This is a genomic window from Streptomyces sp. NPDC052016, assembly GCF_044548445.1.
Taxonomy (GTDB): domain Bacteria; phylum Actinomycetota; class Actinomycetes; order Streptomycetales; family Streptomycetaceae; genus Streptomyces.
This window is the reverse complement of record NZ_JBIUBX010000004.1, coordinates 101,294-127,508: the sequence shown is the minus strand read 5'-3', so window position 1 is coordinate 127,508 and position 26,215 is coordinate 101,294. Positions and strand designations below refer to the sequence as shown.

Here is a 26,215-nt window from a genome sequence, read left to right as displayed (position 1 = left end):
CGCGACGGCCGCTGTCCCCCCGCCGCGACGGGGTCCGCCGCGACGGGCGCCGAGAGGGGCGTTTTCACCGCAGCGCGGCCGTGGCCTCGTCGAGGACGATGCCCAGCGAGCGGGTGCCGCGGCCCTTGGCCCACACCTCCGAGTTCACCTCGTGGACGTCGCCGTTCTTCACCGCCGGGATCTTGCCCCAGAGGGGGTTCTCGGAAAGCTTCTCCGACAGCTTGCCGTCCGCCTCACCGAAGCTCAAAGTCTCCACGAACAGCACGTCCACGTCCTGGGCGAGAATCTCCTCGAGGCTGTAACTGCCCTCCACGCCACGGGACTTCCACGGGTAGTCGGCGATCTTGGGGAAGAGGCTGGCGGCCACGTCGGTCTCGGGGGTCGCGACGCCGAAGTTCTCGTCGCTGCCGTAGATGACGAGAGCGGTCTTGTCGCTGGGAGCCTTCTCGGCGGCGGCGAGCTTGGTCCGGAAGGTCCTCTCGGCCTTCTCGCCCTCGGCGGTGCGCCCGGTGAGCGCGGCGAGGTCGCGCAGGTATCCGACGCTGTCCTCCCATGTCTCGGGCTGCATGGCCCAGAACGTCGTGGCGCCCTTGAGCGCCGGTGCGAGCTTGCCGTGCGTGTCCCCCAGGCCGATCACGAGGTCGGGCTTGTGGGAGAGGATCGCCTCCACCTCCGGGGCGATGAATCCGCCGGGGATGACGTCGACCTCCTTGGCCTTCTTCTCCCCCAGGAAGTCCGGGTGGGCGAGCAACGCGCTGTTGGTGGCCGTCGGGACGATGCCCAGTTCGGTCAGGATGTCGTCGCAGAGTGCGAACAGGCAGACGATCCGCTCGGGTTCCTTCTTCAGGGAGACCTTGACGCCGTTGGTGTCGGCCAACTCCGTGGACGCCTTGATGGGTTCGACGGTGACGTCTGTCTTCGCCGTCCGCCTGGCCTTGTCAGTCGCGGGTCCCTCGGACGACGAACCGCAGCCGGCCAGGAGGGAACCCACCACCGCTGCGGTGATGCAACTACGGACGAATCTCGACGGTGCGCGCAGCATCGATGCCCTCGCTCTTTCTCAGGTACCGGGAACGCACCGAAGATACATGATAATCGTTTTCACTAGGCTGGTTTCTGGAGGACCCCATGCCCGCTGACACACCCGTACTGCTCGTCTCCGACCATGTGGACGGATCCGTCCATGTGCTGACCGTGCCGGACGGCGCCGTGGTGGGTCGCCTGACCTGCCGTCATCTCTCCGAGCACGCCGGGTTCCTGGCGCTGCCGGGCGGGCGGGTGGCCTGCGTCGACGACCGTCGAGGCGAACTGCTGGTCCTCGATCCGGTCGCCGAGAAGCTGGTGGAACACACGGTCCCGGTCGCCGCGCCGGCCGAGCACCTCGCCTGCGACCCGTCCGGTCGCCGACTGACCGTCACCACCGGCCTGGGCGCGAACGCCGAACCGTGGTCGGACGTGCTGACCGTCCTCGACCTGGCCACCGGGGACACGGCGAGGGTGCGCACCCGCGTCGGCGAACCGGGCGTGACGGTGCTGGGCGGCGGTGATCCGCTCGTCGTGCTGCGGCACCGGGAGCCCGGTGAGCTGGCCGTCCACCGGTTCGCCGACCTCCTCGCGGCTCCGCCCGGCTGCCCTCCGGTCACGCCTCACGCGGTCCTGCCGCTACCGGACGACGGACATGGGGACGCGCAGGCACCCGGCACGGGCCATGTGTTCGCGGCCACGGGCGAGGGAGTGCACCGGGCCCGGAGGAAGGGCGACGTACTCGCCGCCGAGGCGGTCATCCCCTGGGGGTCGCCCGCCCGGGGCTGGTACCTCCGGCTCGACACCCGCCGGCAGGCGCTGTGGAGCACGCTGCGCGGCGGCGACCCGGACCCGCTGCGCTGGCCGGAATGGACCAACCAGGCATGGCACCACGACCTGGAGACGGGCCGCACGCTCCACACGGAACTCGGCCCCGGGCTCGTCTTCCGGCTGGCCCTCGCCCGGCGCCACACCGCCTTCACCCGTATCCACCCCGACGGTGACGAACTGGTCCTCCTGGGCACCGACGGCACCGTCCGCCGGATTCCCCTGCCTGCCATGGACGGCGCTCCGCGTCGCGGCGGCACCCCCTGGGAGGGCGTCCAGCGCCGGGCGGTGGCCGCCTCACCGGGCTCCGACTGGATCGCCGTCACCCGGGGCGGCCACGGCGAAGTGCACCTGTTCGACGCGGAGACGGGGAACGAGGCGGCCCGTCTGCGGCTGGGCACACCGCTGCACCACGGCGGCCACATGGCACTGTGCAGCCGCGACGACGGTGCCGACGGTGATCCCGTGGGCCGGTGACGACACGTTCGGGCCGGCACGGTCAGGACGTCCGGGGCGGCAGGGAGCTGCCGGGACGGCCGGGTTCACCCCGGGGCGCCGGGCCGCCGGGCCGCCGGGCCGCCGGGGCCACGCTCGTCGGCATCCCGGCCCCAACGAAGCGGGAAGAAGTTCGCACGCGCACATGCGCCGTCGACTGGATGCCGTGCCTGCCGCCCCCGCCAGCGTGGGTGGATGGCCGGCATCGCGCCACCGCTCGCCGACGGAACCGGTCGGCGTTCCGAATGCCACGTGCTCGTCGCGGTCGGCGGTCGAGTCCGGTCCCACCGTGCGGGCGATACGGGGGGTGCCCCCGCCGACACATCCGGAAGGCCGCCGGGGCGAGGGCACGGGGACGGGGACGCGGACGCGGACGGGCTCAGTGTCCGGCGATACCGTGCCTAGCTGCGGAAACGCGGCATTGCGCACACCATCCCAAAGAAGACCGACCAGAGACGGCACCGGCTGAGACGCGGCTCCCCGCGGCGGCAGACGACCAGGGTTCCACCGGGAGACTCACCGCAACGCAACACGATCAAGCGCTGCTTCAACCGGCTCAAGGGCTCCCGCGGCATCGCCACCAGATACGAAAAGATCGCCACGCCTTGCGAAGCAGCGGTCAGTCTCGCGCCTTTCCTGCTCCGGGCACAATCCGTTTGAAGACGGACCCTGAAGAGATCAACTGGCATTGCCGGTTGCCAGAAAACCGAGCAAAACGAAGCCTGCGGCACACCCGATCATGGCGGAAAGTCACCTCTCCCGCCCTTCCGCAACACGCTTTAAAGCGTGTTGCAGAACGGTCTGGGAGATCTCGTAGCGGCTCGCACACGAGATCAACCAGCGTCGCCAGTCACCAGGAAACGGACAAAGTGAAGCTTGTGGCAGGCGCGATCATGGCGGGAAACCAACGCTGATTTCGTTCTGCAACACGCTTTAGTGGCAGAAGGCCGCCCGCAACCGCTTGCCGTGCCCGGCCGCCGCCTTCAGTTGCTCGGCCATGGGCGTGAGAGCGGGATCGATCCGGCCAAGATGCCCGGCTTCCTCGGCCAGGAAGCCTCACCAGAATCGTGCACGTGCGGCCGGCGTCTTTCTCGGGCACCCAACGCGGCGCCGATGCGGACCTCGCTACGCCCTCGCGACCGAACCGGGGATGGAGCCGGGAGCCGATGGGGCACCACCGCGCCCGGGGGGGCAGGCGAGTGTTGGAGCGCGCGGTGGCGTCAAGACGCCTGTAGACGGTCACCGATCGGTGGATCACTCGCAAAGCTTGAACACGAATTACACACATCCTCTCTTCATACCGGCGCCGATGGTCTAGATTGACCGTGCTTCAGCTGTTCGGACATGAGGCGACCATTAATGATCAATAGTTCCGGCGCTGTGGAAAGCCAGCGGTCGCGTCCCCGGCGCCGGACGTGGGGGTGATCAATTCCCGGAGCCCTGGGGGGGCCTTGGGTGCGGGGAGCACGCGAGGTTTCGACGGGTTCCCGCGTACCTCGAGACTCTGGCAGGCCATGCGAGTCTGCCGTCGTCAGGGTGGGTTGTTCAGGCAGCTCTGAAAGATCCCGGATGTCATGCGCGGGGGGCGGGGGCCTCCCGTGGGGAGGAACAGCGCGGCACGGGGGGGGGCGGGGACCTCCCGAGCAACAGTGTTAGGCGAACACGTCGAACCACTGGGGACCTGGGGGGTTCTGTGCGGCAAGGGGGATTAGTCAGCCCGTCTCCGTCGGCGCGGGGGCGTCTGGCGAACGGGGCGATCAGCCGGCCCGCCGTCGACTGGGAGCAGCGGTACCGCCGTACCGTGATCACCAGCGATACCGTGGCCACCGCCGTCGTGGTGGCCGCGATCGGCAACTTCTTCGGAGCCCGGGACGCGGCCAACTGGCACGAGAAGTGGGGAATTCTCGCCTTCGGCACCGAGCTGCTGGTGCTGGGAGCGTTGGCGGTGAGCCGTGCGTGGGCTCCGGCCGTGCTCGGCCAGGGCGCCGAGGAATTCCGCCGGCTCGGACGCTCACTGTTCGCGGCGACCGTCGTACTGGCGCTCGGCGGGATCGCTCTCACCTCGCGCAACATCAAACTGTGGATCTTCGTCGCGATCCCCGCGATCGCGCTCGTCACCATGACCGCGCGGTATCTGCTCCGCCTGTGGCTGCACAAACAGCGCAAGGAGGGGCGGTGCCTCAGACCGGTGCTCGCCGCGGGGAGCCCTGCCACCGTGCGCGACCTGATCACCCGCACCCGCAAGTTCCCGCATCTCGGCTGGCGGGTGGAGGCGGTGTGCACGGCGGACGGTCGGGGTCTCGACGGTGACCGACTGGACGGAGTGCGCGTCGTCGGCCGGCTGACGGACGTCGCCAAGCACGTCCGCCACGACGGCTACCGTGTCGTCGCGGTCACCCCGGACCCGCACTGGTCACCGGACCGGCTGCAGCGGCTGGCGTGGAACCTCGAAGGCAGTGACGCCGAGATGGTCGTGGCGCCCGTGCTGATGGAGGTGGCCGGCCCGCGACTGCACGTCGACGCGGTGCTCGGGATCCCGCTGCTGCGGGTCAGCATGCCCGCCTTCACCGGGGGCCGCCGGGCGGTCAAAGGGGTCGTCGACCGGGTAGGCGCAACGATTCTGCTGCTGCTGTTCGCGCCGCTGATGGTGTGCGTCGCGCTGCTCGTGATGCTGGACAGCCGGGGTGGGGCGTTCTACCGCCAGCGCAGGGTCGGCAAGGACGGCCGCGAGTTCACCATTCTCAAGTTCCGCACCATGGTCGCCGGCGCCCATGAGGCACGTGGCGAGTTGGCCGACCGCAACGAGGGCGCCGGCCTGCTGTTCAAGCTCCGCCGGGATCCGCGGATGACCCGGGTGGGAGCGGTGCTGCGCCGGTACTCGATCGACGAGCTCCCGCAGCTTTTCAACGTGCTCACCGGTTCCATGTCGCTCGTCGGTCCGCGGCCTCCGTTACCGGAGGAGTCCGCTGCCTACGGCCCGGACATCCGGCGGCGATTGCTGGTCAAGCCCGGACTCACCGGCCTGTGGCAGATCAGCGGACGCAGCGACCTGTCGTGGGAGGAGGCGGTCCGGCTGGACCTGCGGTACGTGGAGGACTGGTCGCTGGCCCTGGACACAGTGATCTTGTGGAAGACGCTGCGTGCGGTGCTCCACGGGCAGGGGGCGTACTGATGCGCGGGGGACTGCAACTGAACGGTCCCGCCGGCGCGCGGACCGCAGGCCGAAAGGGCCTGCCTGGGGGGGAGGAACGGGTCATGAGAGTCAGCGTTTTCGGGCTCGGCTACGTGGGCTGCGTGTCGGCCGCGTGTCTGGCCAGCATGGGGCACGAGGTCATCGGGGTGGACGTGAACCAGGTGAAGGTCGACCTGGTCAACGACGGCAAGGCCCCGGTGGTCGAGGAACGGATCGGCGAGCTCGTCGCCGACGTCGTGCGGACCGGAGCCTTACGCGCCACCGGCGACGTCCGGGAGGCGATCATGGACAGCGAGGTGTCGCTGGTCTGCGTGGGCACGCCGTCGGAGCCCAACGGCAGCCTGTGCACCACGTACCTGGAGCGGGTCACCGAGCAGATCGGCGCGGCGCTGGCCGAGGGGGCCAAACAGGGGGGCCGGCACACCGTCGTGTTCCGCAGCACCATGCTCCCGGGCACCTGCCTGAACCTGCTGGTGCCGATCCTGGAGAAGTACGTCGGCGGCACGGCCGGGGTGGACATCGGCGTCGCGGTCAACCCGGAGTTCCTGCGCGAGGGCACGAGCGTGCGGGACTTCTTCGATCCGCCCAAGACCGTCATCGGCGAGCTCGACCCGGCAAGCGGCGACACGGTGGCGGCACTGTACGACGGCCTGCCCGGAGAGGTGTTCCGGGTGCCGATCCCGACGGCCGAGGCGATCAAGTACGCGGACAACGCGTTCCACGGCCTCAAGATCGGCTTCGCGAACGAGCTGGGCGCGGTGTGCCAGGCGCTCGGGGTGGACTCGCACCAGGTGATGGACGTGTTCCTGGCCGACCGCAAGCTGAACATCAGCCCCGCCTACCTGCGGCCCGGCTTCGCCTTCGGTGGCTCCTGCCTGCCCAAGGACCTGCGCAGCCTGGTCCACGCGGCGCAGCGGGCCGACGTGTCGGTGCCCATCCTCGCCCACGTGCTGCCCTCCAACTCCGACCATCTGCAGCGCGCGGTGGAGCTGGTCGAGCGCACCGGCAAGCGCCGGGTGGGCCTGTTCGGGTTGTCCTTCAAACCCGGCACCGACGACCTCCGCGAGAGCCCGCTCGTCGAGCTGGCGGAGAGGCTCTTCGGCAAGGGGTACGACCTGAAGATCCACGACGCCAACGTGAGCCTGTCCCGGCTGCTCGGCGCGAACCGCGAGTACGTCGAGACCCGGCTGCCGCACCTGGCGCAACTGCTCGCGGACTCCGTCGACGAGGTGCTCGAGCACGCCGAGGTGTGCCTGGTCGGAACCAGGGATCCGGCCGTCCTGTCGGCGCTGCCCCACGGAGACGGCCCCGTGATCGTCGACCTTGTCCGCCTTCCCGACGCCGAGACGCGCCGGGCCGAACCGGGGTACATGGGCCTTGTTTGGTGACACGTCTGTGGGTGACAGCGCCGGCGGTGACGGATCGGGCCGGCGCGCGCTGATCCTGGTGGAGAACCTTTCGGTGCCGTTCGACCGGCGGGTGTGGCAGGAGTGCACGACGCTGCGCGACGCCGGCTGGGAGGTGCACGTCATCTGTCCCCGGGGAAGCAAGCGGGACACGGAGCCGGAGGCGCTGATCGACGGGGTGCGCATCCACCGCTACCCGTTGCGCGCGGCCACCGGAGGGCCGGCCGGCTACCTGCGGGAGTACGGATCGGCGTTGTGGCACACGGTCCGGCTGGCCCGGAAGGTCGGCCCGGTCGACGTGGTCCACGCCTGCAACCCGCCCGACCTGCTGTTCCTGCCGGCACTGTGGCTGAAGCGGCGCGGAGCGCGGTTCGTCTTCGACCAGCACGACCTGGTACCCGAGCTGTACCTCTCCCGGTTCGGCCGCGGCAAGGATCTGCTCTACCGCGCCGTGTGCGCGCTGGAACGGCTGACCTACCGGGCCGCGGACGTCGTGCTCGCCACGAACGAGAGCTACCGGGACGTCGCGTTGCGTCGTGGCGGTCGGCGGCCGGAGGACGTCTTCGTGGTGCGCAGCGCGCCCGACATCGACCGGTTCCACCCCGTACCGGCCGAGCCGGAGCTGAAGCGCGGCAAGCCTCATCTGCTGTGCTACCTCGGTGTCATGGGCCCGCAGGACGGCGTCGACTACGCCTTGCGGGCCCTCGCGAAACTGCGCGACGAGTTCGGGCGGACCGACTGGCACGCGGTGTTCGTCGGCGCCGGCGACGCCTACGACGCGATGGTGGAGCTGTCCCGTCGGCTCGGGCTCTCGGAGCAGGTGCAGTTCACCGGGCGCATTCCGGACGCCGACCTGGTGCGCTACCTGTCCACCGCGGACGTGTGCCTCTCCCCCGACCCGTGCAACCCGCTCAACGACGTGTCGACCATGAACAAGGTTCTGGAGTACATGGTGATGGGCCGGCCGATCGTCTCGTTCGACCTCCGGGAGGCGCGGGTCTCCGCGGGTGACGCCGCCGTCTACGCGTCCGCCGACGACGAGGCCGAGTTCGCCCGGCTCATCGCGCGGCTGCTGGACGATCCGGAGGAGCGGGCCCGGATGGGCAAGATCGGCCAGGAGCGGATCAGCGGGCCGCTCTCCTGGCGGAACTCCCAGCGATCGCTGCTCGCCGCCTACGCCGCCGCCTGCCGTGACTTTGGTGTCGGCGGGCGGCCCGGCCCGGCAGGGAGAAGGCCGCGCCGTTGAGGGACGACACGATACGGCTGGTCACGATCGGGCGGATCATCCGTCGCCGCCGGCGGCTTCTCGCCGTCCTCACCGTGGTGGGCGCGCTCGTCGGCTTCGGCGCCTCTCTCGTGTTTCCGCCGCGCTACACGACGTCGGCGTCGGTCCTGCTGCCGGGGGCGTGGGAGGAGCGCGAGCTGCTGACACAGGCGGAGATCGCGACCAGTTCGGTGGTGCTCGACCGTGCGGCCGCCGCGCTCGGCTGGACCGGGGTCAGCGGCAGTGAGCTGCGGGACCGGGTGAGCGCCGAGGCCGCCGACGGCAACATCGTCAAGATCTCGGGCACGGCCGACACCCCGGAGCGCGCACAGCGGCTCTCCGACCAGGTGGCCCAGCAGTTCGTCGCATTCGCCGCGCAGATCGCAGGTGACGGCACCGACTCCGAGGCGACGACCGGGCCCGAGGCACTGCGGCAGATGGTGGTGCAGACCAGCCGCCGCATCACCGAGCTGGCCGATGCGGCCGGTCCGGGGCAGACCGTGGAGAGCGTGCAGACGCGCACCGAGCTCGCGAAGCTGCGCACCGCGCTGCAGGAGGCCATCGACAAGCTGGACCAGGCCGACCCGGCCGCCGACCAGGCGAACATGGTCGTCATGGGGTCGGCGGCCCGGCCGACCGGCGAGGCACCGCCGACAAGGATGCAGCTCGTCGTCGCCGGGGCGCTGCTGTTCTTCCTGCTCGCGGTCATCGGTCATCTCACCGCCGCACGGATGAGCCGCCGGCTGCGCACCGAACCGGAGATCGCCGCGGTGCTGGGCTCGGCGCCGCTGCATACCGTCGACGTACCTGGTGAAGGGCCCGCGCACGAGCCGGAAGGCAGTGGCCCGCGGGCCCGGCTCCGCCGGATCCTGGGCGTCGACGTCCGGTGGGACGTACCGACCCCGCGGACGTCCGGCGACGAGGCCGGCAGGCAGATCCGCTACCGGCGGGTGTGCGCCCGCCTCCGGGACCGGCTGCCGGCTCCCCGGCGGCTGGTGGTCGTCGTCCCGGACGGCGACGAGATCGCCCGCCGGGCCGCCGGGCAGCTCGTCGCCGAGGCCGGGAGCGATCCGCTGCTGCGGGTGGTGGGGGTTTCGGTGTCCCAGCCGATGGTGCCGGACCGCGACGACGAGTCCGGTGCCCTGGTCGTGCTCAGCGCGGGCAGCTGGACCGCGGGGGAGCTCACCGGCATCGCCGAGGCGTGTGCGGACGCGGGGCACGAGGTCGTCGGCATCGTCCTCGCCGGCACGGTCCGGGCCCGTCCGACGCGGTCTGCCGGCCGTCCTCGGGTTGCCGCCACGCCGGCGCTCGCGGTCGGCGACGACGCGAGAGGAGGTTCGGGGTGACGACGAGTACGACTTCGGAGTCGTCGACCGCCGCTCCGCTGCTGGACCTGCAGGCTCTGGTGGTGGCGGTGCGCAGGCGGCGCCGCCTGTGGTGCTCCATGGCGCTGCTGGGGCTGCTCGTCGGCGTGGCCGTGGCGGTCCTGCTGCCGCCGCCGCCGACCGCGGTGACCAAGGTGCTGGTCGCGCATCAGGAGGACCAGCCGAACGACCCCGGAACGCTCATCCGTACCGACGTGGCGCTGCTGCACACCACGCGGATCGCCGGCGAGGCCCTGCGGTCCCTCAAGTCCCCGGAGAAACCCGAGGACTTCATGCGGGACTACCGGGGTACCGGCTTGACCAACAACCTGCTGCAGATCGACGCGACAGGTGACAGCGACGCGGAGGCGGTGGCCCGGGCCAAGGCGCTGGCCGACGCGTTCGTCGCGGACCACGTGAGGCGGATACGGGAAGCCGCGGACGCCGAGGCCAAGACCCTGCTCGACCAGCGTGACCGCATGCGGGGCGAACTCTCCGAGGTCAACAAGGCGATCGGGGACGGAGCGCCGGAGAGCGAGCCGGAGGCGTCGGCGGACATGGAGTCGCTCTTCGCCCGCCGGGCCGAACTGACCTCGCGGATCTCCGATTTCGGCCAGCGCGCCGCGGAGGCGCGCATCGGCACGTCCCAGCTCATCGCCGGCACGCAGATCGTGGACGACCCGCGCGCGGTGCGGCACTCCCTGCCCAAGACCGCTGCCACCAACGCCGCGATCGGGCTCGTCCTCGGGCTCGTCCTCGGCCTCGCCGTGGCCACGGTCGGCACGGTGGTGGCGGACCGGCCCGTGCTGCGCCGCGAGATCGCGGCGCACCTCGGCGCCTCGGTCATCGCGGAGCTGCCCCGCCGGTCGGCCGGGCCGTGGCGGCGCCGGCGGATCCGGGCGGCAGGCGAACGGCTCACCGCGTCCCTGGCCCGCACCGTGCGCAGCTCCACGGAGCCGGTGTCACTGCTGGAACTGGGCTGTGCGCGCAGCACGAGCCTGATAGCCCTGGACCTCGCCCGGGCACTGGCGGCGGAAGGGCCCGTCGTCATAGTCGATGGTCTGCCCGGCCCACAGCTCGCGGGCCGCCGTCCGAAGCCGGGAGACCCGACCGTGGTCAGCGGCGAGCGTGCCGCGGCCGTGTCGCATCAGGAGCGCCGGCTCGGCGTCGGCTCGGTGGCGCCCGGCACGGCGTGGACCGACCTCCGGTACCTCGGGGCTCAGACCGTGCTCGTCGTGCGTGCCGGGCACGGCAGCGCCGCATGGCTGCACACCGTGGCGCGGCAGCTCGCGGACCAGCGCATCCCGGTGATCGGTGTGGTGCTGATCGACCCCGATCCGCGTGACCGGACCGACGGCACGCTGTGGGACGGGCTGCACACCGCGCTGCGCGGACGGAACGAGCGACCGGCCCGACAGAACGGGACGGGCCGACCGCGGACGGAGCGGCTGCCGATGTCGGCGGCACCGGTCCCGGACAGCGACCAGGAGGCGCGGTAGGACATGTGTGGCATCGCAGGCACGTACCGATGGCCGGACGGGAAGGCCGTGACCGACCGGCTCACCGATGTCCTCGCCCACCGCGGTCCGGACGGGGCGGGCCGCTACAGCCACCCCGCCGGTGACGGCGAAGTGCACCTCGGGCACCGCCGGCTGGCCATCGTCGACCTGTCCGAGACCGGCGCCCAGCCGATGGTCTCGAACGGCCTCGTCCTCACGTACAACGGCGAGCTGTACAACGCGCCCGAACTGCGTGCCGAGCTGGCAGCCTCCGGGGTGCGCTTCCGCGGTACCTCGGACACCGAGGTGCTGCTGGAGGCCTGGCGGCGCTGGGGCACCGACTGCCTGCCCCGGCTGCGCGGCATGTTCGCGTTCGGGGTCTTCGACGAGCGCACCGGGGAGCTGGTGCTGGCCCGCGACCAACTGGGCATCAAGCCGCTGTTCCTGCTCCGGCGCGGCGAGGGTCTGGTGTTCGCCTCCGAGCTCAAGGCGCTCGCCGCCGTGACCGGCGGGTCGCTCGAGGTGGACCATGCGGCGCTGGTGGCCTCGCTGCTGTACTACTGGGTTCCGGACACGCGGTGCGCGTTCCGCGAGGCGGAGAAGCTGCCGCCGGGGAGCTGGCTGAGGTGCCGGCCCGACGGCCGGGTGGAGCGCGGCCGGTTCTGGAACCTGAAGGACGTCGCCGCCGAGGGCCGGGAGCGGGCCCGGGCCGGTGAGCAGCCGGACCTGCACGCGATCGTCGAGGAGTCGACCCGGCGCCACCTGCTCTCCGACGTACCCGTGGCGACCTTCCTCTCCGGCGGGCTGGATTCCAGCTACCTGACCGCGCTGGCGGCCCGCGACCAACCGGGGATCTCCGCTTACACGATCGGGTTCCGCGCCGAGGACGCCCGGTTCGAGGCGATGCCGGACGACCTGCGCTATGCCCGGCAGGTGGCCGAGCGGTTCGGCGTCGACCTGCAGGAGATCGAGATCGCACCGAACGTGCTCGACCTGCTGCCGCGGATGACGTACCACCTGGACGAGCCGATCGGCGACCCCGCCGCGATCAACACCTTCCTGATCTGCTCGGCCGCCCGGGAGGCCGGGGTCAAGGTGATGCTCTCGGGGATGGGCGCCGACGAGTTGTTCGCCGGGTACCGCAAGCACCTGGCCAACCTGCTCGCGCTGCGCTACCAGCGCGTCCCGCGGCCCCTGCGGCGCGGCCTGTCCAGGGCGGTGGACCGGCTGCCGGTCGCCACGGCCCGCCGGGGGTACCGGTCGGTGCGCTTCGCGAAGCGGTTCCTCTCCTTCGCCGATCTGCCGGAGGAGACCGCGTTCCGGCGCAGTTACACCCTGTACGACCAGGACGAGCTGCTCGCCCTGGTCGATCCGGACCTGGCCGGGACGGTCGACGACGTGCTGACCGAACACGCGGACACCTACGCGGACAACGACCTCGCCGACTTCGTCAACCGCATGTGCCTGACCGACGCGCGGATGTTCCTGCCGGGCCTGAACCTCACGTACACGGACCGCTCCAGCATGGCCGCGTCGACCGAGGTGCGGGTGCCGTACGTGGACGTCGAAGTGGTGAAGGCGGCGTTCGCCGTGCCCGGCGACCGCAAGATCGTCGGACGGCAGGGCAAGGCCGTCCTCAAGGAGGCGGCCGCCTCGGTCCTGCCCCGGGAGATCGTGTACCGGCCCAAGGGCCTGTTCAGCGCCCCACTGCGCGCCTGGATGAGCCGGGACCTCGCCCCGCTGGTGCGCGAGGTGGTCCACGACGGCGAGCTGGTCCGCTCCGGGCTGCTGCGCCGCGACGCGCTGGCGCGGATGGTCGCCGAGGACGCCGCCGGGCAGCGGGACTTCTCCAAGCATCTGTGGCATGTGCTGACCCTCGAGTACTGGTATCGCGACGCGACCTCTGGGTCCGGCCAGAGCACTCGGTTAACGGCTTAGGAATCAGAGGAGTTCGGGTGAAACAGGTTGTGCAGAACTACAAGAGCGGCGAGCTGGCGGTGCTCGACGTTCCGGTGCCGGGGTGCAAGCCGGGCGGGGTGCTGGTCCGCAGCGCCTACTCGCTGATCTCCACCGGGACCGAGCTGATGAAGGTGTCCGAGGCCGGCATGTCGATGCTGGGCAAGGCCCGCTCCCGCCCGGACCAGGTGGCCAAGGTGGTGCAGAGCGTGGCCACCAACGGGGTGCCCGCCACCTACCGCAAGGTGATGGGCAAGCTGGACTCCTACACGCCGCTGGGCTACTCCCTGTGCGGGGTGGTCGAGCAGGTCGGCGCCGGGATCGACGACGTGAAGGTCGGCGACCTCGTGGCCTGCGCCGGCAACGAGCACGCGTTGCACGCCGAGCTGAACTGGGTGCCGAAGAACCTGTACACCCCGGTGCCGGACGGCCTCGCGCCGCGGCACGCCGCCTTCGGCACCGTCGGGGCGATCGCGATGCAGGGCGTCCGCCAGGGCGAGTCACAGCTCGGCGAAGTGGCACTGGTCATCGGCCTCGGGCTGATCGGGCAGCTGGTGGTGCAGCTCCTCACTGCCTCGGGAGTCCGCGTCGTCGGGGTCGACCCCGACCCGGTGCGCTGCGAGCTCGCCGAGCGTCTGGGCGCCGCGGCCTGCGGCGATCCCGAGTCCGCGGCCGTGGAAGCCGCCGTCGCCGAACTCACCGGCGGTCACGGCGTGGACCAGGTGTACCTGGCCGCCGGCGGCGGCAGCAACCAGCCCGTCGAGCTGGCCGCCCGACTCTGCCGGGACCGCGGCCGGGTCGTCGACATCGGCAAGTGCCGCCTGGACCTGCCGTGGAACGCGTACTACGAGAAGGAGCTCGACGTCCGGTTCTCCCGCAGTTACGGCCCCGGGCGCTACGACCCGGAGTACGAACTCGAGGGCCGGGACTACCCGATCGGCTACGTGCGCTGGACCGAGCGCCGCAACCTGGCGTGCTTCCTCGATCTCCTCGCCCGCGGCAGCGTCGACGTGGAGGCCCTGATCTCCCATGTCGCCGACTTCGACGACGCCGTCGAGACGTACCAGCGCCTGAAGGAGGGCGACCTGAAGGCCGTGGCGGTGCTGTTCAGGTACTCGGAGGAGGCGGTCGACACGGAGGCCCCTGCGGTGGCCGTGCCCGTGGTGAAGCGGCCCGGCGGCGGAGTGCCCAAGCCGGCCCGGGCCGTCAAGTCGCCGGTGCGCCTCGCGTTCGTCGGCGCGGGGAACTACGCGACGTCGATGCTGCTGCCGCACCTGGCACAGCGCGACGGCGTCGAGTTGGCGACCGTCGTCACCACGACGGCGCTCTCCGCGGCCAACGCCAAACGGAAGTTCGGCTTCGCCGAGGCGACCACCGACCTGGACGCCGTGCTCGGCGACAAGTCCATCGACGCGGTGTTCGTGGTCACCCGCCACAGCTCGCACGCCGAGCTGACCCGAAAGGCACTGCTGGCCGGCAAGTCGGTGTTCGTGGAGAAGCCGTTGGCGCTCACCGAGGCCGAACTGGCCGACGTGCTCGCGGCGGTGGAGGAGTCCGGCAACGACCGGCTGCAGGTGGGCTTCAACCGCCGGTTCGCGCCGCTGCTGCAGGAGGCCAGGAAGCGCTTCGGCGCCCGGACCGGTCCGGCGAGCCTCCGCTACCTGGTCAACGCGGGCCGCCTCGAGCACGGCAGCTGGTACCTCCAACAGGGCACCCACGGCTCGCGGTTCGCCGGAGAGGGCGGGCACTTCATCGACACGGCGAGCTGGCTGCTCGAGGCCGACCCGGTGTCGGTGTACGCGGTCGCCACGCCCGGCAACGAGGATCTGCAGGTCGTGCTGCGCTACCCGGACGGATCCACCGCCACCATCAGCTACGTCACCACCGGCCCGTCCGGCTTCCCGAAGGAGACGCTGGACCTGGTCGCGGACGGCCGTGCGCTGCGGCTCGACGACTTCGTCCGTGCCGCTGTTTACGATGGGCGCCGCAAAGGATGGGTCAGTTCGCGGCTGCCCAAGGCCCGGGACAAGGGCCAGAACGCCGAGCTGGCCGCGTTCGTCAAGGCCGTACGGACCGGCGGGCCGATGCCGGTGCCGCTGGAGTCGCTGGTCGCCACCACGGCGGCCACCCTCGCCGTGCGGGCAGGCCTGGCGGCCGGCGCCCCGGTGACGTTGGCGGGGGCGCGATGACCATGAGCGCGGGCTGGTACCTGCGCCGGCTGTCCCGGATGGGCCCGCGGGAGGTCGCCGGCCGGGTGGGCGACGCGGTGCGCAGGCGGCGGTGGCGGTCGGCGCGGCCCGCCTGCCCGAGCGTGACCGGCGCCCGGTTCACCGCGGTGCTGCCCGCGGGGACGATCGCCGCGGTGCCACCGGACGCGGCGAAACGTCTCATCGCCGAGGCGGACCGGCTGATGGCCGGGCACGTCGAGTACTTCGGGGTGGTCCGCGACGACCTGGCCGACCCGGACTGGTGGTACGACCCGAAGACCGGGCGCCGGGCCCCGTGGGGCTACGCCTTCGACGTGCCGTACCGCAACGAGGACGCGGTCGGGGACGTCAAGCAGATCTGGGAGCTGTCCCGGCACCAGTACCTCACCGTGCTCGCCGGCGCCTACGCGATCACCGGGAACGAGCGGTACGCCGAGCGGGTGGCCGAGCACCTGCGGTCGTGGTGGGCGGCCAACGCGCCGCTGCTCGGGGTGCACTGGACCAGCGGCATCGAGCTGGGGATCCGGCTGCTGTCCTGGGTGTGGATCCGCCGGCTGCTCGACGGCTGGCCGGGCGCAGCCGGGCTGTTCGAGAACAATCCGGTGGCGCTCAACCAGATCTGGCACCACCAGCGCTGGCTGGCCGCCTTCCCCAGCCGCGGGTCCTCGGCGAACAACCACGTCATCGCCGAGGCCGCAGGGCAGTTCGCCGCGGCCTGCGCGTTCGGGTGGTTCCCCTCCTCGGCGCGTTGGCGAGCCGACGCGCTGCGGTCGCTGGAACGGCACCTGCGCAGCAACACCTTCCCCTCCGGCCTCAACCGCGAGCTGGCCACCGAGTACCACGGACTGGTGCTGGAGCTCGGCCTGGCCGCGGTGGCCGAGGCGGATGTCACCGGGGTGCCGGTTCCGGCGTCGATCCGGCTGGTGCTGCTGCGAATGACGGACGCGCTCGCGGCCGTCGTGGACAGCCGGCTGCGGCCGCCGCGCCAGGGGGACGCGGACGACGGGCACGGTCTGGTCGTGGACGGCGCGGGCACCGACCGCTGGGCCTCGCTGCTGGCCACCGGGGACGCCGTGTTCGGCCGGCTCGCCTGGTGGCCGGCGGTGACCGGCACCGATGTGCGCACCCCGCTGCTGGCCGCGCTCATCAAGTCCGCTGCACTGTCCGTGTCCCGCCCGGCAGGCCGACCGGCCCATTTCGCCGACGCGGGCATGACCATCCTGCGCGGTCCGGAGGAGATCTGGTGCCGCTGCGACGGCGGTCCGCACGGCTTCCTGTCCATCGCCGCGCATGCTCACGCGGACGCGCTGTCCGTGGAGGTCCGGCACGACGGGGTCGACGTGCTTGCCGACCCGGGGACGTTCTGCTACCACGGGCAGCCCGAGTGGCGGCAGTACTTCCGGTCGACCCTCGGCCACAACACCCTGCAACTCGACGGCGGTGACCAGTCGGTCTCCGGCGGGCCGTTCCTGTGGACCCGGCACGCCCGCAGCCGCGTCCTGGTCGCGGACACCTCCGAGGCGGGGGTGGCCCGCTGGTGCGCCGAGCACGACGGTTACCGGCCTTCCGTGCACCGCCGCCGGGTGGAGCTGACGGCCGCGAGCCGGGAGGTGCGGGTGGTCGACGAGGTGCGCGGCCCGCGCGGGGAGGTGCGGCTGGCGTTCCACCTCGGCCCGGCGATCGCCGCGGACCTGATGGGCAACCGGGCCGTGCTCACCTGGACCCGGGACGGCGAGGACCGCTCCGCGGCGCTCGACCTGCCCGGGCAGCTGAGCTGGCGGGCGCATCGCGGCGACGTCGACCCGCCGCTGGGCTGGTACTCCGCCGGCTTCGGCCGCAAGGAACCCACCACGACGCTGGTCGGCACCGGCTTCGCCGACGGCGCGGAGGGGTTCACCACCGTACTCAGGTTCCACGGCTAGGGAGGACGCTTGGGGATCAAGTGGCGGCACCGGGCGTTGCCGGTGGCATCGCTGGCGCTGGCCCTGGCCCTGCCGGCGGCGACCGGCTGTGAGAGCACGCCGGACGCGCGGCCGAAGCCGACCGCTGCGCCGCCCACGTCCGTGGCCCGGGTGTGCGCCCAGCCCGCGGCCGGGCCGGCGAAGGCGCCGACGGGCGCGGTGACGGTCGACCCCGCGGTGGTCGGTGACCTGGCGGCGAAGACCAGGAGCAGCCCCCCGAACACCACGTTCTGGCTTCGACCGGGCAAGCACACACTCGAGTCGGACCGCTACGCACAGGTCATCCCCAAGGAGGGGAACAGCTATCTCGGCGCGCCGGGCGCGGTGCTCGACGGCCGGAAGACCAACCAGTACGCGTTCGGCGGCACCGCCCGCAACGTCACCGTCCGCTACCTGACCGTGCAGGGTTTCGTCGCGCCGCACAACGAGGGCGTGGTCAACCATGACTCCGCGGACGGCTGGGTGATCGAGCACACGACGATCCAGAACAACTCCGGCGCCGGGCTGATGGCCGGTGACCGCCAGCGGGTCCGCGCCAACTGCCTGCGCGACAACGGCCAGTACGGGATGAACGCGTACAAGGCCACCGGCCGTATCAGCGGCCTGGTGGTCGAGGGCAACGAGATCGTGGGCAACAACACCGACGACTGGGAGCGGCGGCGGGAGGGCTGCGGCTGCACCGGAGGCGTCAAGTTCTGGGCCGTCGACGGCGCCGACGTACGCGGCAACTGGGTGCACGACAACCGGGGAGCCGGGTTGTGGGCGGACACCAACAACAACGACTTCCGCATCGAGGACAACGTGCTCGAGGCCAACGACGGTGCCGCGCTGATCTACGAGACCAGCTACAACGCGGTCATCCGGAAGAACACGATCCGGCGGAACAACTGGGTCGAGGGCCGCAGGCGCGCCGACCGCGGCGACAACTTCCCGTTCGCGACCATCTACCTGTCCGAGTCCGGCGGCGAACCACGGATCCGAGCCCGCACGGACAAGATCGAGATCTACCGGAACGTGCTGGAGAACAACTGGTCCGGGATCACCCTGTGGGAGAACGCCGACCGGTTCTGCAACAGCCCGGCCAACACCTCGTCCGGTGAGTGCACCTTGCTGGTGAAGCACACCGACCGCTGCGCACAGCCGGCGATCGCCACCGCACCGCTCTACGCCGACTGCCGGTGGAAGACCCAGCGGGTGGACATCCACGGCAACCGCTTCGTGCTGGACAAGTCCGTCGTCGACTGCACGGTGAAGTGCGACCGCATGGCGGTGCTGGCCAACTACGGCACCTATCCGGACTGGTCGCCGTACCAGGGCGAGCGGGTGGCCGAGGCCATCACCCGCACACAGCACAACCGCTGGCACGACAACGTCTACGTCGGGCCATGGAAGTTCGTCGCCCACGATCCGAGCCGGATACTCGACCACGGTCAGTGGCAGGGCACGCCGTACCAGCAGGACGCGGGCAGCACCTTCCGCGCACGGGCCGGTGGTTGAGTTGGGCGCGAACCACACGTCGAAGATCGTCGGGACGGTCTGGGGGCTTCTGGTCCTCAACACGCTCGGCTCCGCCGGGGCGAAGACGATCGTCCCGCTGCCCCGCTCCCTCATCCAGATGGTCACCATGGGCGCGCTGGTCGTCGCGTTCGCGCTGGCGCTCGCGATCAATCCCCGGGTGCGCGTCCGAGCCAGCGCCTTCCTGTTCCTGCTCACCCTGCTGCTGGTGCCGAGCGTGATCTCCAGCGCGGACCTGGGGTCCGGGTTCGGCGCGCTGTTCCGGTGTGCCCGGCTGGCACTCTTCGTCGGCACACTGTGGCTGCTCAGCCGCTGGTGGGACGGCGGCCCGACCTTCGTCCGGCACCACATCCGGATGTACTTCGTGGTCCTCGGGTCGGTGGCCGCCGGCCTGGTCATCTCACCGGGCGCCGCCATGCCCGAGCTCTACGGCGGGCGGCTGGTCGGCGCGTTGTGGCCGCTCACCCCGCCGCAGATCGGACAGTACGCGGCGGTGATCACCGGGCTCACCGTACTGCTCGTTCTGGGCCGCCGGACCGACAAGGGCAGCGCGGCGGTGGTCATCGTGCCGGCACTCGTCCTGCTCGCGCTGACCCATACCCGGACGGCCACGCTCGGCCTGCTCATCGGGCTGACGCCGGCGATTCTCTCGCTCGTGCTGACCAGCGCCGCCGCCCGCCGGTTCTTCACCTGGGCGGTGCTGTGCGCCGCCGTGGCGGCGGTGGGGTTCGGCTCCGCGCTGCGGGCGTGGTTCCTGCGCGGACAGAGCCAGGAGAACTTCACCAGTCTCACCGGTCGGGCCAAGGTCTGGGACGCCCTGCTGGCAGCTCCCCGGACGACCTCGGAACACCTGTTCGGCGCGGGCCTGGGCGACAAGTCGTTCGGCGGGCTGCCGATCGACAACAGCTGGCTGGCCGTCTACCACGAGCAGGGCGTGACCGGCGTCGCCTTGGTGGCGGCGGTCGTCATCGTCCTGGGCGGCGTCGCGTTGCTGCGGCCGCCGTCGCTGTCGCGGGCCTGCGCGATCTTCCTGATCGGCTACTGCGCGATCGCGTCGTACACCGAGGCCGGGCTGGGCGACGCCTCGCCGTATCTGCTGCACCTGGCCGTGGCCGCCTCGCTCCTTGCGGCACCCGCCGCGGCCGCTCCCCCGTCGACGCCCGACGTCCCGCGACGACGCGTCCCGCGATGGGCCCAGAGATCGGAGGTGACGTGAGCATGCACGTCCTCGTGGTGCACAACCGTTACGCCTCGGCGCAGCCGAGCGGGGAGAACAAGGTCGTCGACCAGGAGGTGGCGCTGCTGCGCGGGGCCGGCCACCGGGTCGAGGTGTTCGAGCGGCGCAGCGACGACATCGCCGCCCGGTCCCTCCTCGGCAAAGCCGCGGTACCGCTGCTGGTGCCGTGGAACCCGGCGGTCCGCACGGAGCTCGCCGCCCGGCTCCGCGCCGAGCGGCCGGACGTGGTGCACGTCCACAACGTCTTCCCGCTCCTGTCGCCCGCCGTGCTGGCCGCCTGCGCCGACGCCGGCGTGCCCGCCGTCGCCACGCTGCACAACTACACCCAGGTCTGCCCGCCCGGCACGCTGCAGCGGGACGGCCGGCCGTGCACCGAGTGCGTCGGGTCCCCGCCGCTGCCCGCCGTCCGGCACGGCTGCTACCGGGGCTCCCGGCTGGCGACGGTGCCGCTCGCGGTCAGCCTGTCGGTCAACCGGCGGCGGTGGTGGTCCGGCGTGGAGCGGTTCTTCTGCATCTCCGCGGCGCAGCGCGACGTCCTGGTGCGGTCCGGCATGCCGGCCGAGCGGCTGGCGGTGAAGCACAACTTCGTGCCGGACCCGGGCGCCTGCCGTACGGGCGCCGGAGAGCATCTGCTCTATCTGGGCCGGCTCGCGGAGGCCAAGGGCGTACGGCTGCTCATGGCCGCCTGGGACGAGATCGCGGCGAGCGGCGGTGTGGGCGTGCCGCTCGTGATCGCCGGCGCCGGGCCGCTGGAGCCGGAGGTGACCGCCTGGGCGGCGGGCCGGGACGACGTGCGCTGCGTCGGCCTGTTGGACCCGGCGCAGTGCCGGGAGGCCGTCGCGCGGTCGGTCGCCGTGGTGGCTCCTTCGACCTGGCTGGAGGCGTTCGGCCTGGTGGTGGTGGAGGCGATGGCGGCGGGGGTCCCGGCCGTCGCCGCCGGTCACGGCGCCTTCGTGGAGCTCGTCGAGGACGGGAAGACCGGGCTGCTGCACCGGCCGGGCGAGCCCGCCTCGCTCGCGTCCTGCCTGCGCCGGATCACGGCCGAGCCGGCCCGCAACCGGGAGATGGGCCTGGCGGCCCGGCGCCGCTACGAGCAGGACTTCAGCCCGGCCGTCGGGCTGGAGCGCCTGGTGGACGGGTACCGCACCGCGATCGCGGGTCGGTCCGGCGGCGCGGACGGCCCGCCGCCGGTAGGGGACGAAAACACAGGCTCGCGGCGGGGACACCCGCGCGAGCAGGGGGATGGGGACAGTACATGACACATTGCCGACTCTGCGGCTCGGAAGCGATGGCGAGCGTCGTCGATCTCGGGGCGACGCCACCGTGTGAGAGCTTCCTTGCCGCGGACCAACTGGACAGACCGGAGCCGGCGTACCCGCTGCACCTGCGGGTCTGCACCGACTGCTGGCTCGCGCAGATCCCGCCGCTGATCACGCCGGAGGAGACGTTCAGCGAGTACGCGTACTTCTCCTCCTACTCGACGTCCTGGGTGGAGCACGCGCGCACGTTCGTCGCCGACGCCGCGGCGCGGCTGGATCTCGGCCCCGACTCCTTCGTGGTCGAGGTCGCGAGCAACGACGGGTACCTGCTGCGGCACGTGGTGGACCGGGGGATCCGCTGCCTCGGCATCGAGCCCTCGGTGAACGTCGGCGCCGCGGCGCGGGACGCGGGTGTGCCCACGCTCACGGAGTTCCTGGACCCGGCCACCGGCGCCGGCGTCCGCGCCGAGCACGGCCCGGCGGACCTGGTCGTGGCCAACAACGTGTACGCGCACATCCCCGACGTGGTCGGGTTCACCCAAGGGCTGCGCTCCCTGGTCGCCGACGACGGCTGGGTCTCCATCGAGGTGCAGCACCTGCTGACCCTGATCGAGGAGAACCAGTACGACACGATCTATCACGAGCACTTCCAGTACTACACGGTCGCGTCCGCGACCCGGGCGCTGGCGAGCGGCGGACTCGCGCTCGTGGACGTCGAGCTGCTGCCCACGCACGGCGGCTCCATCCGGCTGTGGGCCCGGCCGGCCGAGGTGGCCGGCGAGCCGACGCAGCGGGTGGCCGACGTGCTGGCCCGGGAGAAGGCCGCCGGGCTGCAGGAGCTGTCCGGGTACACCGAGTTCTCCGCCCGGGTGGCCAAGGTGCGCCGGGACCTCCTCGGGTTCCTCATCGAGGCGGCCGAGCGCGGCGAGACGGTCGTCGGCTACGGCGCCCCCGGCAAGGGCAACACCCTGCTCAACCACTGCGGCATCCGGCCCGACCTGCTCCCGTACACGGTCGACCGCAACCCCTACAAGCACGGCAGGTTCACCCCGGGCACCCGCATCCCGATCCTGCCGCCCGAGCAGATAGCCGCCGACCGACCGGACTTCGTCCTCGTCCTCCCGTGGAATCTGCGGGCCGAGCTGGTCGAGCAGCTGTCCTTCGTGCACGACTGGGGCGGCCGGCTGGTCTTCCCCATCCCGGAACTGAGCATTGTCGAGGTCAAGCGATGAAGGTCGTTCTGTTCTGCGGCGGCTACGGGATGCGGATGCGCAACGGCGCCTCCGACGACGTGCCCAAGCCGATGGCGATGGTCGGCCCGCGACCGCTGATCTGGCACGTCATGCGCTACTACGCGTACTACGGGCACACGGAGTTCATCCTGTGTCTCGGCTACGGCGCGCACCACATCAAGGACTTCTTCCTCAACTACGAGGAGACGACGTCCAACGACTTCGTGCTGCGCGGCGGGCGGACCGAGCTGCTGTCCACCGACATCTCGGACTGGACGATCACGTTCGCGCAGACCGGCATCGAGTCACCGATCGGGGAGCGGCTGCGCCGGGTGCGCCATCACCTGGACGGCGACGAGATGTTCCTCGCGAACTACGCCGACGTGCTCACCGACGCCCCGCTGCCGGAGATGATCGACCGGTTCGCCCGGCGCGACGCCGGTGCGTCGATGATGGTGGTGCCGCCGCAGTCCTCCTTCCACTGTGTGGACCTGGGCGAGGACGGCCTGGTGGGGGGCATCACCCCGGTGAGTGAACTGCCGCTGTGGGAGAACGGCGGCTACTTCGTGCTCCGCCAGGAGGTCTTCGACCACATCCCGGAGAACGGGGACCTGGTCGCCGACGGATGCGCGCGACTGGCCAAGCGCGGACGGCTGGTGGCACACCGGCACCGCGGCTTCTGGAAGCCGACCGACACCGTGAAGGAGCGGGCCGCGCTCGACGAGGCCTACGCCCGGGGCGACCGCCCGTGGGCCGTGTGGGAACGGGACGGCGCGGGGGCGGACGCCGCGGTGAGGACCGCGTGATCCGGCTCGGCGCCGGGCGCCTCGACCGGATCGTCGCCATGGGTGCGCACTGCGACGACATCGCCATCGGCGCCGGCGGCACGCTCCTGACGATGTGCCTCGCTCGGCCGGGTCTCCGCGTCGACGCGCTGGTGCTCTCCGGCGGGGGCAGCGAGCGCGAGCAGGAGGAACAGGCCGCGCTCGCCGCCTTCTGCCCGGGCGCCGACCTGCGGTTGACCGTGCACAAGCTGCCGGACGGACGGCTGCCCGCGCACTGGGACGAGGCCAAGGCCGCGGTCGAGGAGCTGCGCGTGCAGACCGATCCGGACCTGGTGCTCGCCCCGCGCACCGACGACGCGCACCAGGACCACCGCGGTCTGGCGAAGCTGGTGACCACCGCGTTCCGCGACCATCTCGTGCTCGGCTACGAGATCGTCAAGTGGGACGGCGATCTCGGCCGTCCGGCCGCGTTCCAGCCGCTGTCGCCGGAGATCGCCGAACAGAAGGTGCGGCTGCTGCAGGAGCACTACCCGTCGCAGCGGCACCGGCCCTGGTACGACCGGGAGGCCTTCCTCGGCCTGGCGCGGATCCGCGGCATCGAATGCCACGCGCGCTACGCCGAGGCGTTCGCCGCCACCAAACTCACACTCAACCTGGGGGGTTGAACCTTGCGCGTACTGCTGACCGGACACCAGGGCTATCTGGGCACCGTGATGGCTCCGGTCCTCGCGGCCGCCGGGCACGAGGTCGTCGGTCTGGACGCCGGCCTGTTCTCCGACTGCGTGCTGGGCCCGCGGCCCGCGGACCCGCCGGGGCACCGGGTGGACCTGCGCGACGTCGCGGCCGAACACGTGGCCGGGGTCGAGGCCGTGATCCACCTGGCCGCCCTGTCCAACGACCCGCTGGGATCGCTGGCGCCGGAGCTCACCTACGACATCAACCACCACGCGTCCGTGCGGCTGGCCCGGCTGGCCCGCGACGCCGGGGTCCGGCGCTTCCTGTACGCGTCGACGTGCTCGGTCTACGGCGCCGCCGGCGGCGACGACCTGGTGACCGAGGACGCCCCGCTGCGCCCGGTGACGCCGTACGCGGAGTCCAAGGTGCGTGTGGAGGACGACCTGCACGCCCTGGCCGACGGCGACTTCACCCCGGTGTTCATGCGCAACGCCACCGCCTTCGGCTACTCACCCCGGCTGCGCGCCGACATCGTGCTGAACAACCTGGTGGGCCACGCGCTCCTGTCCGGCGAGGTGCTGGTGCTCTCCGACGGCACCCCCTGGCGCCCGCTGGTGCACGCCGCCGACATCGCACGGGCCTTCACGGCAGCGCTGACCGCGCCGCGGGAGGCGGTGCACGACCGGGCGTTCAACATCGGCAGCGAGATCAACAACGTCACGGTCGCCGAGATCGCCGAGCAGGTCGCCGAGGCGGTGAGCGACTCGCGCGTGGTGATCACCGGGGAGACCGGTGCCGATCCGCGGTCGTACCGGGTGGACTTCTCCCGGTTCCGCGCCGCGGTGCCCGGCTTCGACTGCGAGTGGACGGTGAAGCAGGGCGCGCTCGAACTCGCCGACGCCTACCGGGAACACGGGCTGACCCGGGAGGACTTCGAGCGGCGCTTCACCCGCCTTGCCGTGCTGCGCGCGGCGTCCGACGCAGGCGCCGTCGACGACACCCTGCGGTGGCGCCGGTGACCGCGGCCGGCGAGCAGCCGACGACCTCGGCCGGTGAGGAGATGTACGCGCTGGTGGAGCGGCTGTACCCGCTGTGCCGGAGCATCACCGGCGACGGGGTGCGCGCCACCCTGGAGATCGTCGGCGAGTACGTCCCGCTGCAGGTGCACGAGGTGCCGACCGGGACGCAGGTGCTCGACTGGACGGTGCCGCAGGAGTGGAACATCCGGGACGCGTACATCGCCGACGGCGCCGGCAACCGGGTCGTCGACTTCGCCGCGTCCAGCCTGCACGTGCTCGGCTACAGCGTCCCGGTGTCGCAGACCATGTCACTGTCCGAGCTGCGCGGACACCTGCACACGCTGCCGGACCACCCGGCCTGGGTGCCGTACCGCACCAGCTACTACAAGCCGGAGTGGGGGTTCTGCCTGGCCCAGGAGACCCTGGACGCGCTGCCGGACGGCGAGTACGAGGTGCGCATCGACTCCACCCTCGCGGACGGCCACCTCACGTACGCCGAGCACGTGATTGCGGGGCAGGTCCCCGACGAGGTGATCGTCTCCTGCCACGTCTGCCACCCGTCGCTGGCCAACGACAATCTGGCCGGCATCGCGGTGGCGACGTTCCTGGCCCGGGCGCTGGCCCGGCAGACGCCCTACTACACGTACCGGTTCATCTTCGCGCCCGGCACCATCGGGGCGATCACCTGGCTTGCCCGCAACGCGGAGCGGGTGGAGCGGGTCAAGCACGGGCTGGTGCTGGCCTGCGCGGGCGACCCGGGCCGGCTGACGTACAAGCAGAGCAGGCGCGGCGATGCGGAGATCGACCGGGTGATGCGGCACGTGCTGGCCGCCTCCGAACGCCCGCACCACGTCACCGAGTTCACGCCCTACGGCTACGACGAGCGGCAGTTCTGCTCGCCCGGGTTCGATCTCGGCGTGGGCTCGCTCAGCCGGACCCCGTATGCCGGCTACCCCGAGTACCACACCTCGGCCGACAACCTGGACTTCGTCTCCCCGGAGGCGATGGCGGACACGCTCGCCGTCTGCCGGGAGGCGTTCGCCGTCCTCGACCGCAACCGGCGGTACGTCAACCTCAGCCCCTACGGTGAGCCGCAGCTGGGCCGGCGTGGGCTGTACGACTCGCTCGGGGGCCGCAGCGACGCGAAGCAGGCGCAGATGGCCATGCTGTGGGTGCTCAGCCTCTCCGACGGCGAGCACGCTCTGCTGGACGTCGCCGAGCGCTCCGGGCTGCCGTTCGACGCCGTCGCCGCGGCGGCCGACGCCCTGCACGGCGCCGGGCTGATCAAGGCGTGACG

18 protein-coding genes are annotated in these 26,215 nt (G+C 71.7%); 17 read left to right on the top strand and 1 reads right to left on the bottom strand.

The window, feature by feature from the left end; genetic code table 11:
* Positions 1-64: 64 nt before the first annotated feature.
* Positions 65-1,042, bottom strand: a complete 978-nt coding sequence (locus tag ACIHAR_RS07130) for an ABC transporter substrate-binding protein (protein ID WP_365453331.1) — start codon at positions 1,040-1,042, stop codon at positions 65-67.
* Between the two features lie 86 nt (positions 1,043-1,128).
* Here ACIHAR_RS07130 and ACIHAR_RS07125 point away from each other — a divergent pair, with 86 nt between their 5' ends.
* The 17 genes from ACIHAR_RS07125 (at position 1,129) to ACIHAR_RS07045 (ending at position 26,213) form a co-directional block, all read left to right on the top strand.
* The gene (locus tag ACIHAR_RS07125) at positions 1,129-2,328 is read left to right on the top strand and encodes a hypothetical protein (protein ID WP_365453334.1); all 1,200 of its coding nucleotides are present in this window, start codon (positions 1,129-1,131) and stop codon (positions 2,326-2,328) included.
* Positions 2,329-4,039: 1,711 nt separating this feature from the next.
* A complete protein-coding gene (locus ACIHAR_RS07120) occupies positions 4,040-5,518 on the top strand; it encodes a sugar transferase (protein WP_400017589.1) in 1,479 nt (492 codons plus the stop codon).
* Positions 5,519-5,601: 83 nt separating this feature from the next.
* Entirely contained in the window at positions 5,602-6,927 is a 1,326-nt protein-coding gene (locus ACIHAR_RS07115; RefSeq protein WP_365453340.1) for a nucleotide sugar dehydrogenase, read from the top strand.
* Positions 6,917-8,191, top strand: coding sequence for a glycosyltransferase family 4 protein (locus tag ACIHAR_RS07110; RefSeq protein ID WP_400017587.1), 1,275 nt, complete (start codon positions 6,917-6,919; stop codon positions 8,189-8,191). Before ACIHAR_RS07115 ends, ACIHAR_RS07110 begins: the two co-directional genes overlap by 11 nt.
* Positions 8,188-9,555, top strand: coding sequence for a Wzz/FepE/Etk N-terminal domain-containing protein (locus ACIHAR_RS07105; protein ID WP_400017585.1), 1,368 nt, complete (start codon positions 8,188-8,190; stop codon positions 9,553-9,555). Before ACIHAR_RS07110 ends, ACIHAR_RS07105 begins: the two co-directional genes overlap by 4 nt.
* On the top strand, positions 9,552-11,072 hold the full coding sequence (locus ACIHAR_RS07100; protein WP_400017582.1) for a Wzz/FepE/Etk N-terminal domain-containing protein: 1,521 nt from the start codon (positions 9,552-9,554) through the stop codon (positions 11,070-11,072). The genes ACIHAR_RS07105 and ACIHAR_RS07100 overlap by 4 nt, the downstream gene beginning before the upstream one ends.
* A gap of 3 nt (positions 11,073-11,075) precedes the next feature.
* On the top strand, positions 11,076-13,010 hold the full coding sequence (asnB, locus tag ACIHAR_RS07095) for an asparagine synthase (glutamine-hydrolyzing) (protein WP_400017580.1): 1,935 nt from the start codon (positions 11,076-11,078) through the stop codon (positions 13,008-13,010).
* A 17-nt stretch (positions 13,011-13,027) separates the two neighbouring features.
* Positions 13,028-15,217: a bi-domain-containing oxidoreductase gene (locus ACIHAR_RS07090; protein WP_400017578.1), complete on the top strand. Its 2,190-nt coding sequence runs from the start codon at positions 13,028-13,030 to the stop codon at positions 15,215-15,217.
* Positions 15,214-17,157, top strand: a complete 1,944-nt coding sequence (locus ACIHAR_RS07085) for an alginate lyase family protein (RefSeq protein WP_400017576.1) — start codon at positions 15,214-15,216, stop codon at positions 17,155-17,157. The genes ACIHAR_RS07090 and ACIHAR_RS07085 overlap by 4 nt, the downstream gene beginning before the upstream one ends.
* A gap of 9 nt (positions 17,158-17,166) precedes the next feature.
* Positions 17,167-18,693 (top strand): right-handed parallel beta-helix repeat-containing protein, encoded by a 1,527-nt coding sequence (locus ACIHAR_RS07080; protein WP_400017573.1) that lies wholly within the window; start codon positions 17,167-17,169, stop codon positions 18,691-18,693.
* A gap of 1 nt (position 18,694) precedes the next feature.
* Positions 18,695-19,927 (top strand): O-antigen ligase domain-containing protein, encoded by a 1,233-nt coding sequence (locus ACIHAR_RS07075; protein ID WP_400017571.1) that lies wholly within the window; start codon positions 18,695-18,697, stop codon positions 19,925-19,927.
* Positions 19,928-19,929: 2 nt separating this feature from the next.
* Complete coding sequence (locus ACIHAR_RS07070; RefSeq protein WP_365454034.1) at positions 19,930-21,207, top strand: glycosyltransferase; 1,278 nt, start codon at positions 19,930-19,932, stop codon at positions 21,205-21,207.
* On the top strand, positions 21,204-22,439 hold the full coding sequence (locus ACIHAR_RS07065; RefSeq protein WP_365453367.1) for a class I SAM-dependent methyltransferase: 1,236 nt from the start codon (positions 21,204-21,206) through the stop codon (positions 22,437-22,439). The genes ACIHAR_RS07070 and ACIHAR_RS07065 overlap by 4 nt, the downstream gene beginning before the upstream one ends.
* Positions 22,436-23,245, top strand: a complete 810-nt coding sequence (locus tag ACIHAR_RS07060) for a glucose-1-phosphate cytidylyltransferase (protein ID WP_365453370.1) — start codon at positions 22,436-22,438, stop codon at positions 23,243-23,245. The genes ACIHAR_RS07065 and ACIHAR_RS07060 overlap by 4 nt, the downstream gene beginning before the upstream one ends.
* Positions 23,242-23,889: a PIG-L deacetylase family protein gene (locus ACIHAR_RS07055; protein WP_400017568.1), complete on the top strand. Its 648-nt coding sequence runs from the start codon at positions 23,242-23,244 to the stop codon at positions 23,887-23,889. Before ACIHAR_RS07060 ends, ACIHAR_RS07055 begins: the two co-directional genes overlap by 4 nt.
* A gap of 3 nt (positions 23,890-23,892) precedes the next feature.
* Entirely contained in the window at positions 23,893-24,918 is a 1,026-nt protein-coding gene (locus tag ACIHAR_RS07050) for an NAD-dependent epimerase/dehydratase family protein (RefSeq protein WP_400017566.1), read from the top strand.
* Positions 24,919-24,959: 41 nt separating this feature from the next.
* Positions 24,960-26,213, top strand: coding sequence for a DUF4910 domain-containing protein (locus ACIHAR_RS07045; protein WP_400017879.1), 1,254 nt, complete (start codon positions 24,960-24,962; stop codon positions 26,211-26,213).
* Positions 26,214-26,215 lie beyond the last annotated feature (2 nt).

What these genes read in the sequence shown, in the direction of transcription:
- ACIHAR_RS07060 (WP_365453370.1), top strand. Translation starts at nt 22,436, where the DNA reads ATGAAGGTCGTTCTGTTCTGCGGCGGCTACGGGATGCGGATGCGCAAC.
- ACIHAR_RS07130 (WP_365453331.1), bottom strand. Translation starts at nt 1,042, where the DNA reads ATGCTGCGCGCACCGTCGAGATTCGTCCGTAGTTGCATCACCGCAGCG.
- ACIHAR_RS07085 (WP_400017576.1), top strand. Translation starts at nt 15,214, where the DNA reads ATGACCATGAGCGCGGGCTGGTACCTGCGCCGGCTGTCCCGGATGGGC.
- ACIHAR_RS07115 (WP_365453340.1), top strand. Translation starts at nt 5,602, where the DNA reads ATGAGAGTCAGCGTTTTCGGGCTCGGCTACGTGGGCTGCGTGTCGGCC.
- ACIHAR_RS07045 (WP_400017879.1), top strand. Translation starts at nt 24,960, where the DNA reads ATGTACGCGCTGGTGGAGCGGCTGTACCCGCTGTGCCGGAGCATCACC.
- ACIHAR_RS07065 (WP_365453367.1), top strand. Translation starts at nt 21,204, where the DNA reads ATGACACATTGCCGACTCTGCGGCTCGGAAGCGATGGCGAGCGTCGTC.
- ACIHAR_RS07125 (WP_365453334.1), top strand. Translation starts at nt 1,129, where the DNA reads ATGCCCGCTGACACACCCGTACTGCTCGTCTCCGACCATGTGGACGGA.
- asnB (WP_400017580.1), top strand. Translation starts at nt 11,076, where the DNA reads ATGTGTGGCATCGCAGGCACGTACCGATGGCCGGACGGGAAGGCCGTG.
- ACIHAR_RS07070 (WP_365454034.1), top strand. Translation starts at nt 19,930, where the DNA reads ATGCACGTCCTCGTGGTGCACAACCGTTACGCCTCGGCGCAGCCGAGC.